Source organism: Flavobacterium sp. RSP46 (assembly GCF_003984825.1).
Classification (GTDB): domain Bacteria; phylum Bacteroidota; class Bacteroidia; order Flavobacteriales; family Flavobacteriaceae; genus Flavobacterium.
Map to the genome: position 1 here is coordinate 111,493 of NZ_RYDM01000005.1, position 14,112 is coordinate 125,604.

General features: G+C 32.9%; 14 protein-coding genes. 3 read left to right on the forward strand and 11 right to left on the reverse strand.

The features are described from left to right. Positions 1 to 43: 43 nt before the first annotated feature. The 5 genes from coaBC to EKM01_RS09905 form a co-directional block, all read right to left on the reverse strand. Positions 44 to 1,261, reverse strand: coding sequence for a bifunctional phosphopantothenoylcysteine decarboxylase/phosphopantothenate--cysteine ligase CoaBC (gene coaBC / locus EKM01_RS09885; protein ID WP_126768167.1), 1,218 nt, complete (start codon positions 1,259 to 1,261; stop codon positions 44 to 46). Positions 1,262 to 1,269: 8 nt separating this feature from the next. Beyond that, positions 1,270 to 1,587: a DNA-directed RNA polymerase subunit omega gene (locus EKM01_RS09890; protein ID WP_026709525.1), complete on the reverse strand. Its 318-nt coding sequence runs from the start codon at positions 1,585 to 1,587 to the stop codon at positions 1,270 to 1,272. Between the two features lie 8 nt (positions 1,588 to 1,595). Continuing rightward, a complete protein-coding gene (locus EKM01_RS09895) occupies positions 1,596 to 2,396 on the reverse strand; it encodes an outer membrane protein assembly factor BamD (protein ID WP_126462931.1) in 801 nt (266 codons plus the stop codon). Between the two features lie 175 nt (positions 2,397 to 2,571). Continuing rightward, positions 2,572 to 3,453, reverse strand: a complete 882-nt coding sequence (gene dapA, locus EKM01_RS09900) for a 4-hydroxy-tetrahydrodipicolinate synthase (RefSeq protein ID WP_126462933.1) — start codon at positions 3,451 to 3,453, stop codon at positions 2,572 to 2,574. A 6-nt stretch (positions 3,454 to 3,459) separates the two neighbouring features. Continuing rightward, entirely contained in the window at positions 3,460 to 3,978 is a 519-nt protein-coding gene (locus EKM01_RS09905; RefSeq protein ID WP_126452446.1) for a hypothetical protein, read from the reverse strand. A 47-nt stretch (positions 3,979 to 4,025) separates the two neighbouring features. Here EKM01_RS09905 and EKM01_RS09910 point away from each other — a divergent pair, with 47 nt between their 5' ends. Then, complete coding sequence (locus EKM01_RS09910; protein ID WP_126462935.1) at positions 4,026 to 4,835, forward strand: 5'-nucleotidase C-terminal domain-containing protein; 810 nt, start codon at positions 4,026 to 4,028, stop codon at positions 4,833 to 4,835. A 139-nt stretch (positions 4,836 to 4,974) separates the two neighbouring features. Further along, on the forward strand, positions 4,975 to 5,886 hold the full coding sequence (locus tag EKM01_RS09915; protein ID WP_126462937.1) for a bifunctional UDP-sugar hydrolase/5'-nucleotidase: 912 nt from the start codon (positions 4,975 to 4,977) through the stop codon (positions 5,884 to 5,886). A gap of 268 nt (positions 5,887 to 6,154) precedes the next feature. Here the strand turns inward: EKM01_RS09915 and ligA are convergent, their stop codons facing one another. From ligA to rpsF, 6 genes are all read right to left on the reverse strand, one after another. Then, the gene (gene ligA, locus EKM01_RS09920) at positions 6,155 to 8,173 is read right to left on the reverse strand and encodes an NAD-dependent DNA ligase LigA (protein ID WP_126768220.1); all 2,019 of its coding nucleotides are present in this window, start codon (positions 8,171 to 8,173) and stop codon (positions 6,155 to 6,157) included. 73 nt (positions 8,174 to 8,246) lie between these two features. Continuing rightward, positions 8,247 to 8,720: a DUF6495 family protein gene (locus EKM01_RS09925; RefSeq protein ID WP_126452452.1), complete on the reverse strand. Its 474-nt coding sequence runs from the start codon at positions 8,718 to 8,720 to the stop codon at positions 8,247 to 8,249. Between the two features lie 110 nt (positions 8,721 to 8,830). After that, on the reverse strand, positions 8,831 to 11,995 hold the full coding sequence (locus EKM01_RS09930) for a carboxypeptidase regulatory-like domain-containing protein (protein WP_126768170.1): 3,165 nt from the start codon (positions 11,993 to 11,995) through the stop codon (positions 8,831 to 8,833). A gap of 94 nt (positions 11,996 to 12,089) precedes the next feature. Continuing rightward, entirely contained in the window at positions 12,090 to 12,533 is a 444-nt protein-coding gene (rplI, locus tag EKM01_RS09935) for a 50S ribosomal protein L9 (protein WP_126462941.1), read from the reverse strand. 66 nt (positions 12,534 to 12,599) lie between these two features. Then, a complete protein-coding gene (gene rpsR, locus EKM01_RS09940; protein WP_007138295.1) occupies positions 12,600 to 12,896 on the reverse strand; it encodes a 30S ribosomal protein S18 in 297 nt (98 codons plus the stop codon). Positions 12,897 to 12,901: 5 nt separating this feature from the next. Next, complete coding sequence (rpsF, locus tag EKM01_RS09945) at positions 12,902 to 13,243, reverse strand: 30S ribosomal protein S6 (RefSeq protein WP_035671622.1); 342 nt, start codon at positions 13,241 to 13,243, stop codon at positions 12,902 to 12,904. A gap of 166 nt (positions 13,244 to 13,409) precedes the next feature. On the opposite strand from rpsF, the gene EKM01_RS09950 reads away from it, so the two are divergent. Then, positions 13,410 to 14,105 (forward strand): LytTR family DNA-binding domain-containing protein, encoded by a 696-nt coding sequence (locus EKM01_RS09950; RefSeq protein ID WP_126553621.1) that lies wholly within the window; start codon positions 13,410 to 13,412, stop codon positions 14,103 to 14,105. Positions 14,106 to 14,112 lie beyond the last annotated feature (7 nt).

The following is a 14,112-nucleotide window of genomic DNA, read 5'->3' on the forward strand; positions in this document are numbered from 1 at the left end:
CACTATAAATCACAACCGTTATTACCTCATAGAGTGTCATGTGCTACCTTAGTTTTTCAAAATGCGCTATTACTTTATTTAGTATATCATCCGCAACAGCCTCTTTCGATTTTAATTCCATTGGTTCAAGATTAAAAAACTGGTCTATAAAAGTAACTTTATTCGTTGGTTTTCCAAAACCGGCACCCTGATCTTGAAGGGAATTCAAAACGATCAAATCTAAGTTTTTTTTCTGAATTTTCAGCTTTGCATTTTCGATTTCATTTTCTGTTTCTAAAGCAAAACCAATCAGAAACTGATTTTTCTTCAGCGTTCCCAAAGAAGCTAAAATATCCTTGGTTTTCTCGAGTTCAATTACAAAATTATCAGCTGCCTTTTTAATTTTTTGTTTAGCTACATTCTTGGGCTTATAATCCGCAACTGCTGCTGCTGCAATGGCAACATCTACATCAGTGTACCTCTGGTGGCAGGCTAGATACATCTCTTCGGCAGAGACTACATTAATAACTTCAATCAAGGAATTTGAAACTGTAAAATGTGTTGGTCCACTTACTAAAATTACTGAAGCACCTAGATTAGCAGCGCTAATTGCTATATCAAAACCCATTTTACCCGAAGAATGATTTCCTATAAAACGCACGGGATCGATTGCTTCATAAGTAGGACCAGCAGTAATTAATATTTTTTTTCCTTTAAGAGGTAATTTATTGTTTAAATCCGCCTCAATAAAAGCCACTATATTCTCTGGTTCCGCCATTCTGCCTTCTCCGGACAATCCACTTGCCAATTCGCCTGTTTCGGCAGGAATTATAGTATTACCAAATTGTGTCAAAGAGGAAAAATTAGCAATAGTTGAAGGATGTTTGTACATATCTAAATCCATTGCAGGAGCAAAATACACGGGACATTTTGCGGATAAATAGGCTGCAATTAATAGATTATCACAAATACCATTTGTCATTTTAGACAATGTATTTGCTGTAGCTGGCGCAATAATCATCAAATCAGCCCAAAGTGCCAATTCAACATGATTGTTCCATTTTTCATCTTCATTGTCTTGGTTATAAAAACTAGAATAAACCGGATTTTTGGATAACGTAGATAATGTAAGAGGGGTTACAAAATCCTTAGAAGCAGGTGTCATTATCACTTGGACATGTGCACCTGCTTTTATGAAAAGTCGTACTAATGAAGCGGTTTTATAGGCTGCAATTCCACCAGAAATTCCTAGTAAAATTTTCTTACCGTTTAAAACTGACATAGCATTTATTATTTATTAGAGTCTCTGTGGTAAATTTTACCATCTAACCATTCTTGAACTGCTAAAGCGTGTGGTTTAGGCAGTTTTTCGTAAAATTTTGAAACCTCAATTTGTTCTTTGTTTTCAAAAACTTCTTCAAGACTGTCATTATATGTTGCAAACTCTTCTAATTTCTCTGTCAATTCTTTTTTAATTTCTGAATTGATTTGGTTTGCTCTTTTAGCCATAATGGTTATTGCTTCATACACATTACCAGTAGGTTCTTCAATAACAGTTTTATTATATGTTATTGTATTTACTGGAGCATTCGTCTTTTTTAAATCCATGACTTTATTTATTTAGTAAATTTTTGTAAATCTTTTTCTATTTGAGCTAACATTTGGTTCGCTACTTTTATATATTTCGTTTCAGCATTAAATTTTATCAAATTTGCTTGCGCTGTTTTTGCAACATTCAAACGTTCTTCCATTTTTGCAGGAACACTATTTATTGCCAGTTGGTAAGCTGAATCTAATTTAAAAAACAATGCGTCCTCTTTTAGTGGTGTTCCTGGATAATCTGCAACAAAATTATCTAAAGCAATTATCGCTGATTTAAAATCAGAAATCGTATGGTATCCTTTAGCATTTTCAAATACTTTTTTTTGTATTTTCTCGCTAAGCACTTTAACGGAACTATTGGCGTCAGCCATATATTCTGAGTTTGGATAACTATCAATAAACAGTTGTAATTTATCCAATGCTTTGTTCGTGTCCGTTTGATCTAGACTATAAGAAGGAGAAAGCATAGAGTAACTTTTTGCCCCTAAATAAGCTGCTTCTTGTATTTTTTCACTTTTAGGATATCCTGAAACAAAGCTTTCAAATTGATATCCTGCTAAATAATATTGCTTTGTCTTGTAATAGGATTGCGCAAACATATAAAACAATTTTTCTGCTTGAGGCTTTCCTCTGTATGCTGGGCCAATCTGCTCAAAAATACGAATTGCTTTAGAAAATTTTCCTGTATCGTATAATTTAGTCGCCATTTCAAACTTGACAGCTACATCTTCGGTTTTTAGTGCTCTTTGGTATTCGTTACAAGAACTAAAAAAAACTACAAGAAGCAATAGAGATATTATTTTTTTACTCAACATTTAATATTGTTTTTTAGATTTCGTGAATCTTTGATTTCATTTTTTTACTTTTTTCATGATTCCTTTGGCTGAAACAACCTACCAAATCATACCGAAGTTTCGGTGGCAAATTTAGTTATTAATTTAGCGACTTCAAAATATATTTTTTGTTTAAAAAAATGCTACTTTTTCATCCTTATTTATTCATTTTTTTTACAAACTGATCAATTCTATTTGCTAGTGAATCATCTACTTTTACCAGTGGCAAACGCACTGTATTTTCAGAAATCCCTAGTGACAGAAAGACTTGTTTGATTCCTGCTGGATTTCCCTGCTCAAAAATCATGTCAATACAATCTGATAAAAGATACTGTGTTTTGAACGCTTCATCTGTCTTTCTGTTTAAGCCCAATCGAATCATTTCAGAAAATTCTTTAGGGAAACCTTGACCAATAACTGATATCACACCTGCTCCACCTGCTAAAACCATTGGTAAAGCTATCATATCATCACCAGAAATTACAAGAAAATCTTTTGGTTTGTTTTTCAATAATTGCATTGCCTGAACAAGATCTCCTGCTGCTTCCTTTATGGCTACGATATTTTCGAAATCATTTGCCAAACGCAAAACAGTCGAAGGCAACATATTACTTGCCGTTCTTCCCGGAACATTATATAAAATCACTGGAATGGGAGAGGCTTCAGCAACAGCCTTGAAATGCTGGTAAATCCCTTCCTGAGTAGGTTTGTTATAGTACGGAGAAACGGAAAGTATTGCCGTAAACGCAGTTAAATCTCTTGTTTTTAACTCTTCAACAACTTTTAAGGTATTATTACCTCCTACTCCAAGCACTAAGGGCAAAGTGCCATTATTAGCTTCGATTACAGTACGGATGACCAATTCTTTTTCCTCTGGAGACAAAGTTGCATTTTCTGCAGTGGTACCCAATACTACCAAATATTCAATTCCTCCATCGATAGAAAAATGTACAATTCTTTTTAAAGCTTCGGTATCTATTGAAAAATCTTGTTTAAAAGGAGTTACAAGAGCAACACCTGTTCCTATTAATAATTGCATATTATTTTATATTTTGTTTAATAATTTTAAATATTTGAATAACTCACTTGAAAAAATACGGTAACTATTAACCTCTGTTTTAATCATGAAATGATTTAATCTTTGGTCTATGGATGAAAAACCAACCTTGAATTGTGCTTTTGAATTATGGGTAACTTGCAATAAAATTGCTTTTTCTATATCGTAATAGCTTATTAATAAATCGAATTTTTCATTGCTAAAAGCATTAACCTCCGTGGATGCAATTTGTCCTTTCCAATTGAGATCTCGAGCACTAAATATAGGATATTTTTTTTCGCTAATTTGTTTTAATTTATCGTTATAAACAATAATTTTGATGTTTTCAGGCAAAATTCCATAGGATAAAATTTCCTTTACCAGCAATTCAGTCTCAGCAAAACCAGTAGTATCAACGACTAAACCAATTGTTTGCACACCAGCCACAGATCCATTACTTTTTAAATTCTGAAAGCTGTTTTTTAATGTTTTTTTTACAAAAAAATTCTTTATATAATTTAAAAACATAGTACTTTTACTTGATTACAAAATTAATTAATTAAGTTGCATTTAAAATGGTAAATCTAAAAAAGTATAACGACGTTTCTAAACTTTTTGTTATATTCTTAACATTTTTATTTGTTGCTTCGTGCAGCAAACAAAATTACTATGTTACTAAAATTGAAGGAAAACGAATTCCTGTCACTGAAAAAGAAAATCAAGTCTCTACTACAGACCCCATAGGAAAACAAGCCCTGCAAATTGAAAATTTCATCAAACCGTATCGGGAACACATCAATAAAGATTTAGATAGTGTCCTTGCGTATTGTCCGGAAACATTAGACAAGAGTTCTGGAAAATGGCAAACTACAATTGGTAATCTGATGGCCGATGTCACGTTAAAACGAGGTAATGTTGTGTTTCAAGCTAGAGAAAAAAAGAATATCGACATTTGTTTGCTGAATAGCGGAGGGATTCGCTCTATACTTCCAAAAGGGAATGTCACCGCCCGAACGGCTTTTGAAATTATGCCTTTTGAAAACAGTCTGGTCGTTATTGCGCTAAAAGGAGAACAAATCCTTGAAATCGTTTCCTACTTTATTGCTGAAAAAAAACCGCATCCATTAGCTGGATTAACCTTTACTATTGACAAAAACAATCTTCCAAAAAATATATTGGTTCAAGGAAACCCTGTTCAGCAAGAAACTATTTATTATGTAGGAACCAATGATTATTTATCAAATGGTGGTGACAATATGAATTTCTTTAAAAAAGGAGTTCAAAAATTTGATTTAGAGTACAAACTACGAAATATACTGATTGATTATTTTAAAGAAGTGGATACTATTCCTGTGATAAATGATGTTCGGATTACGGTTGAATAAAAAAGGGTAATAAACAATCCAAAGTAATTTTGAAAACATAAAGCATAGCCCCGATTAAAGTGAAAATCCTTTTTTATCGTTTTTTAACGATAAAAAAGATTGCAACGAAAAGCGGGAAATAGCTCCAAAAAAATATAAAATGAAAAGAAGAGAATTTATTGAGAAAACAGCTGCTGGATCAGCTTTATTAGGTTTAGGTGTATCCTTGAGCAGTTTTGAGTGGTCTAAAACCAAACAACTAACAATTTTACACACCAATGATGTGCACAGTTATATTGATCCTTTCCCAGCAGATCATCCCAGAAATGCTAATATGGGTGGTGTGGCCCGAAGAGCCGCTTTGATTGAAACGATTCGGAAAGAAAATCCAAATGTATTATTGCTGGATGCAGGCGATATTTTTCAGGGAACCCCTTATTTTAATTATTACGGAGGTGAATTAGAATTCAAATTGATGAGCATGATGGAGTACGACGCTTCTGCAATAGGGAATCATGATTTTGACAATGGTGTAGAAGGTTTGCATGCGCAAATGCCACACGCTAAATTTGAGTTCCTATCTGCCAATTATGATTTTAAAAACACGGTGATGGATGGTTTTGTAAAACCCTATAAAATATTCAACAAAAACGGAATAAAAGTAGGTGTTTTTGGACTCGGGATAGAGCTTGCTGGCTTAGTAGACAAGGCAATGTATAAGGAAACGGTGTACAATGATCCGATTGAAACGGCTCAAGATATGGTTCGGATTTTAAAGAAAGAACAGCAATGTGATATCATAATTTGTTTGTCTCATTTAGGGTATAAATACAGAGACGAACCTGCCAAAATATCTGATTTAAAATTGGCCGAGCTGACTCAGGATATAGATTTGATTATTGGTGGACATACCCATACTTTTCTGGACAAACCAACGGTTATAAAAAATCTTGTAGGCAAAGAAGTTTTAGTAAATCAGGTAGGTTGCTATGGTATAAATCTGGGTAGAATTGATTTTTATTTGGATAACAATAAAGCAAAAGCTTTTGAAGGAAAATCGATCATAGTGTAACTGTAATCGATTTTTTCGATGAAATTAAACCATTTTATACCAATTATTTTTTGAACAAAACCAACCGTTATTCTGTTCATTGTTTATTTTTAAGTCCGGATTTAAACTTTGGGCATTAATTCCAAATTTATAAAAACAGATTAGCGTGCTATAAATAAGACCAATTGTTTAATAACATAGAACATTACTATGTAAAAACACCTTTACAAGAATTTCAAACAATACATCAAAAAACAGACAATTAATATTCTGGCAAAAAAATATATTTTTAATCAGTCTCTGCAGTAGAACTATGAATTAAATTGATAAAATCATCTTCGGAAATTATTGGGACATTTAGTTTATTGGCTTTATCTAATTTAGCAGGCCCCATATTGTCTCCAGCTACAACATAATCCGTTTTTGCTGAAATAGAATTCCCTATTTTGCCTCCATTATCTTCAATTGCTTTTTTCAAATCGTCTCTGGAAAATTTCTCAAAAACTCCTGAAACTACAAAAGTCTTTCCTGAAAGTTTATCCGTGGCATTTGGATTTATTTTTTCAAAAATTTCAAATTGTACGCCATGTTTTTTTAATCTTTCAATGATACTTCTATTTTCTTGATTTTCGAAAAAATCAATTACGCTTTGTGCAATTCGGTCTCCAATTTCATCCACTAAAATCAAATCCATCAAAGTCGCCTGACCCAAGGTATCAATGTTTTTATAATGTTTAGCCAATTTCTTCGCTACTGTTTCTCCTACAAAGCGAATTCCAAGTGCGAACAAAACGCGTTCGAAAGGAATATTTTTCGAATTAGCAACACCATTCACTAAATTTTCAGCCGATTTTTGTGCCATTCGCTCCAATGGTAAAATCTGATCTACCGTCAATTCATACAAATCGGCATAATTATGCACTAATCCATTATTAAAAAGTAAAGCTATCGTTTCTCCGCCAAGACCTTCAATATCCATGGCTTTTCTAGAAATAAAATGCTGAATTCTTCCAATGATCTGCGGTGGGCAACCATAAAAATTTGAACAATAATGATTGGCTTCACCTTCACTTCTCACTAATTTTGTATTGCATTCCGGACAATGCGTGATGTATTTTGTAGGCTCCGAGACATCGGATCGTTTTGTTAAATCGACTGCTATAATTTTGGGAATAATCTCTCCTCCTTTTTCTACAAAAACAGTATCTCCTTCACGAATATCTAGCTTTTCTATTTGATCTGCATTGTGTAAAGAAGCCCTTTTTACAATGGTTCCAGCTAATTGAACGGGTTCAAGGTTAGCCACGGGAGTTATAGAACCAGTGCGTCCTACCTGATACGAAATAGAATTTAATTTTGTTGAAACTTGTTCTGATTTGAATTTATAAGCGATGGCCCAACGAGGCGATTTAGCAGTAAAACCCAGTTCCTCTTGATAATGAAAAGAATTTATTTTAACTACTACGCCATCCGTTTCATAAGGAAGAGTATGTCTATGAGTGTCCCAATGATTAATGAATTCAAAAACTTCTTCTAGATTATGAGCCAGTTTTGCTTCTTTGGGTGCTTTAAAACCCCAATTTCTTGCCGTTTCTAATCCTTCAAATTGCGATTTAAAAGGCAAATTATTGCCAATTAAAAAATACAACAAACAATCCAAAGGTCGTTTTGCCACTTCAGCACTATCTTGCAATTTTAGACTTCCTGAAGCCGTATTTCGAGGATTTGAATAGGGAGTTTCTCCAATTTCTATTAGTTCCTGATTCATTTTATCGAACCCGGCAAAGGGCAAAATGATTTCACCGCGAATATCAAATGTCGCAGGGAAATTTCCTTTCAACTTAAGCGGAATTGATTTTATGGTTTTAATATTATTAGTCACATCGTCCCCTTGAAAACCATCGCCACGCGTAACAGCACGTTTTAATTTTCCGTTTTCATACGTAATACTGATAGAAGCTCCATCGTATTTTAGTTCACAAGTATATTCTAATGGAACATCTCCTAAAACCTTCTGAACACGTTTTTCCCAATCGATTAATTCTTCTTTGGAATAGGAATTATCCAAAGAATACATTCTATATTCATGCGGAACGGTTTGGAAGTTTTTTGTTATTGTTCCCCCAACTCGTTGCGAAGGTGAATTCTCATCAAAATATTCCGGATACTGGCCTTCAAGTTCTTGTAGTTTTTTTAATTTCAAATCAAAGTCATAATCAGAAATTATTGCATTATCTAACACATAATAATTATAGTTGTGCTGATTTAATTCCTCCCTTAATTTTTGAATTGTATTCTGAATATCCATAGAAAATAAATTGGCCATTTTAGTTTTGAAAAAGTGTACTAAAATAACCAATTAAAAATAAATAGCAATACAATTACGATGCTATAATAGTATTTATTTGTTGGTACAATAGACCATCACTCAAAAACGAACCTTGCTGTATTAATTCAAAAATTGAAGAATTTCGTTCTTCTGTAAACTCTTTTTTACCCACTTTCATTTCAATAGTATCCGTAAACATATTATCGCTAAGCCATTGCAATCCTTGTTTGGTCAAGAAATCAGTTTCTGGAACTAAAGATTTCAAGACAATTGATTGCACATGAGTATCAAAACAATGAAAAAGGAAAATATGATTTTTAGAAAAATGTTCTAAGTAGGTTGCTTTTGAAAGTACTCCTTCCCAAACCAAATCAGAAAACACATCTAATTCTTGTTCGGCAACTTCCGGTTTTTCTGCTTTTATTTTATCCCACTCGGCTTTATCGATAGTCTGCGTTGCTAAAAAAGTACTGAATTCCTGATTCAATTCCTCAAATTGTTCTTTTGTTAATCTTGAGTATTTCATTATTGCGTTTTAATATTTAACTTTTGTTTTTTAGCTATTTTTTGAATTTATAAAACAAAAAAAGCCCTCTCAAACGAGAGGGCAAATTTAATCTATATTTTTATCTTTTTTTAGAAAATATATCTAATTCCAAACTGTGCCTGCCATCTTGATAATAAACTTGCATCATAGTTGAAGGTTTTGGTTTGAGTACCGTTAAAAGTATAGGTTGGTATTTTTGTAGTTTTATCAACAGATACTCCAATTGGCTGTACACTTGTTGGTACTTGAACCAATCCCCAATCCGAATTAATCAAATTACCCAAGTTCAGTACATCAATACTAAATTGAATGGTATTCGTTTTATTAGAAGCTGAAGAAATTTTAAAATTATAATCTTGCATTATTTTAAAATCCCATTTTCCTCTCCATGGAGACAGCGCACCATAACGCGCTGCGTACTGACCTCTTCTATCACTCAAATAGTTATCCTGCTTGATAAAGGCATCAAATGCGGCACCTTGACTAACTCCTCCTGTAAATAGCATAGTACTTATTTCGGCTGAAGTTGGTATATAAATTAAATCATTTCCAGTTGCCCCATCATTGTTAATATCTCCACCATACGTATAATTAAAACGGCCTCCTTGTGCGTATTCAAAGAAAGTCGATACAGTAGTGGCCCATTTGTCATTAGTACCGTACTTCCATTTTTTTGAAGCTACGCCTATAAAACGGTGCGTATCGCCATACTTAGAATCAGATAAAACCGCATCATTCACATTCCCCAAAGCCGGATTAAAAGCAAAAGCATCACCCGTAATTTCTGCTTCAATAGAATTAACATCCTGTGACTTCAAATAGTTGTAAGCTAAACTTGCGAACAATCCATTGTCAAAAGTCTTTTGTACTTTGATAGAAGAGTTGAATGCACTTCCTTTATTTGTATTCGTCAATACATATCCATTAGTTCTCGCCGGAAAACCATAATCTGTCCAAGTACCATAATCCGCACTACCGTATATTGCTCTATTATCAACACCTGTCAATTGACTTGTTGGTCTTTTTAATCCCCAATTTTGTATATGAACCCCATTTAAATCTTTATTATAAGACATGTCTATGGTTACAATATAATCATTTTCGAATTTGTGATCAAATCCTAAACTCGTTCTCCAAACCTGTGGAAATTTAAAATCTTCGTCTACTACTTGATAGAAAAATGGGTCTATACCACCTACTTGATTTCCAATCCATACAAAAGGAAGCTTACCGGTAAAGATTCCTGTACCTCCGCGTAACTGTTGTTTTTTATCTCCATTAATATCCCAATTGAAGCCAACTCTTGGCGACCAAAGTAAATTATTATTAGGTAATTTAGTTGAATCAAAATTCTTTACACTTCCATCAGCTGGGTTGTAATAATCAATATTTGGCAAATATCCTTCTGAATTATCTGTGTCAATAAATTTTTGAGCTAATTCAGATGTATTGAAATACAATGGTTTATCAGCTCTTAATCCATAGATTAATTTGAAATTATCACTGATATTCCATTCATCCTGAACGTAAAAAGCTAATTGTCCTACTGTCGTTTCAGCTAAATTCCAACCCCCATCAACACCGTCTTTCAATGCATTTTTTGTATCAAAAGTTGTTTGTGCGTTTTTTATTGCAGTGCTGTAATAACCATTTGCAATATTCGCATCAAAACCTGCCATATTTGTACTTCCAAAAACATCAAAACCATACCCTTTTAGGTTAAATGAATTTTTGAAAATGAACTTTTCGAATGAGAAGCCTACTGTATAGGTATGATTTCCTCTGACAATATTTAAATTATCAGTAATTTGAATTACTTTTTGATCTAATTTATTATTGATAGAGAAAGGCTCATGACCTGCTATAATGTAAGGCGAACCATCTTTAGTAATTGTAATTACAGGCGCAGGAGTAGAAAAAGGATTTCTAAAATCATTAAAATGAGTATAACCTGCTTGTAATTTATTAGAAACCGTCTCACTAAATTTAGAATTTAATTCTACTAAAAAAGAGCTAATTTGGTTGTTAATTTGGTACCCTGAATTTTCAAATTGTAACGTATTTACATCAATTCCTCTACGAATAATAGCGGTAGGATGTGCAGGCTTATCTTTTGAAGCATCTAAAAAATTATAAATAACAGCTAGTTTATGGTTGTCATTAATATTCCAATCCAACTTTACAATTCCTTTACTTGAATTAGAATTATGTGTAAATCCTTGATAAGCTCCCGTATTATAACCTAGCTTTCCTAACTCAGTAGATACATGCATTAAATCAGTTTCTAATACTCTGGATTCATTCACTCCAGTAGTTCCATTTCCATCATTAGCAACAAAATTTGATCCTGAATCGCTTCTTTTATCAATTTCAAAATTGGTAAAGAAAAACAATTTGTTTTTAACAATTGGACCACCAAGACTAAAACCGGTTTGTGTTTGCTCTAATGAGGGCACAAATATTTTTTCTCCTTTAATTTTATTACCTGTCATATCCTGATTTCTATAAAAACTATAGGCAGTACCATGGAATTCATTTGACCCTGATTTAGTGACTGCATTTACAGAAGCTCCAGTAAAACCAGATAATGTAACATCATAAGGAGCAGTGGCAACTTGAATTTGTTCGATTGCATCCAATGAAATAGGCTGAGAGCCAGTTTGTCCACCCGGAGTTGCTGCATCTAAACCAAAAGGATTATTAAAAACGGCACCATTAAGCGAGTAACTATTGTATTGATCGTTTCTACCTCCAAAAGAGCCTCCACTTGCTGTTGGTTCTAAACGGGTAAAATCATCAGCTGATCTAGAAATTGAAGGCAGCGCTGATAATTCTCTTCTACCGATAGTGGTTTCTGCACCAGTTCTTCCACTTTGAAAAACTCTATTTTTAGAACCTACTACTTTTACTTCCGCTAATTTCTGACTTTCATCTTTCAAGACAACATCTAAACTGAATACTTTACCTAAATCAAGGTAAACATCATTATATTCTTCACTTCTATATCCTACATAGGATACGACAATTTTGTAAGGACCACCAATTCTCATATTCAACATACTGATTCTTCCATCCGCATTAGATAACGCAGAATACTTAGAACCTGTTGGAATATGTATTGCCTGAACCGTCGCTCCAGGAAGCGTCTCATTGCCTGAACCTCGCACAATCCCTTTGATGCTAGAAGTTGTAGTTTGCCCAATGACAGCACTGAAACTACATAAAATTAATAATAAAGTAATGATTTTTTTCATTTGTGTAAATGTGTTATTTTGGGTGCAAAAATAAACAAAAAAAAATCACTCCTAAGAGTGATTTTAATAATTTATTAACAATATGTTAACAAATTTATGCTTTTTCAGCAACAATTTCATAATCCAATTCAACTATTACATCTCTGTGCAAACGAACGTTGGCAGTATATTTACCAGTACGTTTAACAATTCCGCTTGTGATGAATTTTCTATCAATTTGTTGTCCACCTTTAGCTAAAGCTTCAGCGATATCAATATTCGTGATTGAACCGAATAATTTTTCACCACCTGCTTTTGCAAAGATTTTAATTTCGATAGCTTTCAATGCTTCAGCCAATGTTTTTGCATCATTAACTACTTTAGCTTCTTTATGAGCTCTTTGTTTTAGGTTTTCAGCTAATACTTTCTTTGCAGAAGATGTTGCTAAATGAGCGTGTCCTTGTGGAATTAGAAAATTACGTCCGTATCCGTTTTTTACAGAAACGATATCATCTTTAAATCCTAAATTTTGAACGTCTTGTCTTAAAATAAGTTCCATGTTGTTGTCCTTTTATATAGAAGTTAGGTTTCGTATTTCAGAAAACCAACAACTGTTAATTTTTTATTATTTTAGTAAATCAGCCACATATGGCATTAATGCTAAGTGACGTGCTCTTTTTACAGCAACAGACACTTTTCTTTGGTACTTCAATGAAGTTCCTGTTAAACGACGAGGAAGTATTTTTCCTTGCTCATTAACAAATTTCAATAAGAAATCAGCATCTTTATAATCAATATATTTGATACCTGATTTTTTGAAACGACAATACTTTTTAGTTTTGTTTGTTTCTATATTTAAAGGCGTAAGATATCTGATATCTCCGTCTTTTTTTCCTGAAGCCGATTGTTGTAGTGTAGCCATGATAATTAAGCTTTTGTAGATTTTAATTTAGTTCTTCTTCTTTCAGCCCAAGAAATAGCGTGTTTGTCAAGACTTACAGTCAAGAAACGCATTACTCTTTCATCACGTCTAAATTCAGTTTCAAAAGCAATAAGGACTTCTCCTGCTACTTTGAATTCGAATAAATGGTAAAAACCACTTTTTTTGTTTTGAATTTCGTACGCCATTTTTTTAAGGCCCCAGTCTTCTTTCGACACCATTTCTGCTCCTCTACTAGTAAGAAAATCTTCAAATTTGCTTACTGTTTCCTTTACCTGAACTTCAGATAAAACGGGATTTAAAATGAAAACAGTTTCATAATGATTCATAAATATATATTTATTTGTTATTTGGGTGCAAAAGTAATCAATATTTCTTATCTCACAAACCTTATTTCGTTTTTTTGCTCTAAATTTAAAAAAATCGATGATATTATTTTTATTTCTAAATAAAAAAGTAGTAAATTTACTTAACCATATCTAATACTGAAATTTTATGAAACTAAACTGTGTTGTAGTTGATGATAGTTCTATCCAGAGGATAATTATTGCAAAGTTAGTTAATAATAATCAAAATTTACACCTAATAGGGGATTTTTCTAACGCTATAGAAGCAAAAAGTTGCATGGCTATTCACAATGTAGACTTAATATTTCTAGACATAGAAATGCCTGTCATCAGTGGTTTTGATTTTCTAGATGGCTTAAAAGTAAAACCCCAAATTATTTTCATTACTTCCAAGGCAGAATACGCCATGAAAGCGTTTGATTATGACGCAACAGACTACCTTCAAAAACCAATCGCAATTGATCGATTTAACGCCTCTGTAAAAAGAGCTATTGATTTTCATTTACTTAAAAAAGAAAATAAAGAAAATGAAGGCGAGCATATTTTCATTAAAAGTAATTTGAAAAAATTGAAAATTTTCACTTCTAAAATAAAATGGATTGAAGCCTTTGGAGATTATGTCAGAGTCGTTACTGAAGAGGACACTAATCTGGTACTCTCTACAATGAAATCTTTTGAAAATGATCTGTCAAAAGATAAATTTATCAGAGTTCATAAGTCCTATATTATTAATATCGATAAAGTAGAGCGCTTCAATAGCAAATATGCCGAAATTGGGATGACAAAAATTCCTTTAAGCCGACACAAAAAAGAAGATTTAGTACGAGCCCTTTCCTTTTCTTAATTTCCAT

Excerpts from the sequence above, each read along its gene's own strand:
- coaBC (WP_126768167.1), bottom strand. The coding sequence starts at position 1,261 with ATGTCAGTTTTAAACGGTAAGAAAATTTTACTAGGAATTTCTGGTGGA.
- EKM01_RS09890 (WP_026709525.1), bottom strand. The coding sequence starts at position 1,587 with ATGGATTTAAAAAAGACGAATGCTCCAGTAAATACAATAACATATAAT.
- EKM01_RS09895 (WP_126462931.1), bottom strand. The coding sequence starts at position 2,396 with ATGTTGAGTAAAAAAATAATATCTCTATTGCTTCTTGTAGTTTTTTTT.
- dapA (WP_126462933.1), bottom strand. The coding sequence starts at position 3,453 with ATGCAATTATTAATAGGAACAGGTGTTGCTCTTGTAACTCCTTTTAAA.
- EKM01_RS09905 (WP_126452446.1), bottom strand. The coding sequence starts at position 3,978 with ATGTTTTTAAATTATATAAAGAATTTTTTTGTAAAAAAAACATTAAAA.
- EKM01_RS09910 (WP_126462935.1), top strand. The coding sequence starts at position 4,026 with ATGGTAAATCTAAAAAAGTATAACGACGTTTCTAAACTTTTTGTTATA.
- EKM01_RS09915 (WP_126462937.1), top strand. The coding sequence starts at position 4,975 with ATGAAAAGAAGAGAATTTATTGAGAAAACAGCTGCTGGATCAGCTTTA.
- ligA (WP_126768220.1), bottom strand. The coding sequence starts at position 8,173 with ATGGATATTCAGAATACAATTCAAAAATTAAGGGAGGAATTAAATCAG.
- EKM01_RS09925 (WP_126452452.1), bottom strand. The coding sequence starts at position 8,720 with ATGAAATACTCAAGATTAACAAAAGAACAATTTGAGGAATTGAATCAG.
- EKM01_RS09930 (WP_126768170.1), bottom strand. The coding sequence starts at position 11,995 with ATGAAAAAAATCATTACTTTATTATTAATTTTATGTAGTTTCAGTGCT.
- rplI (WP_126462941.1), bottom strand. The coding sequence starts at position 12,533 with ATGGAACTTATTTTAAGACAAGACGTTCAAAATTTAGGATTTAAAGAT.
- rpsR (WP_007138295.1), bottom strand. The coding sequence starts at position 12,896 with ATGGCTACACTACAACAATCGGCTTCAGGAAAAAAAGACGGAGATATC.
- rpsF (WP_035671622.1), bottom strand. The coding sequence starts at position 13,243 with ATGAATCATTATGAAACTGTTTTCATTTTAAATCCCGTTTTATCTGAA.
- EKM01_RS09950 (WP_126553621.1), top strand. The coding sequence starts at position 13,410 with ATGAAACTAAACTGTGTTGTAGTTGATGATAGTTCTATCCAGAGGATA.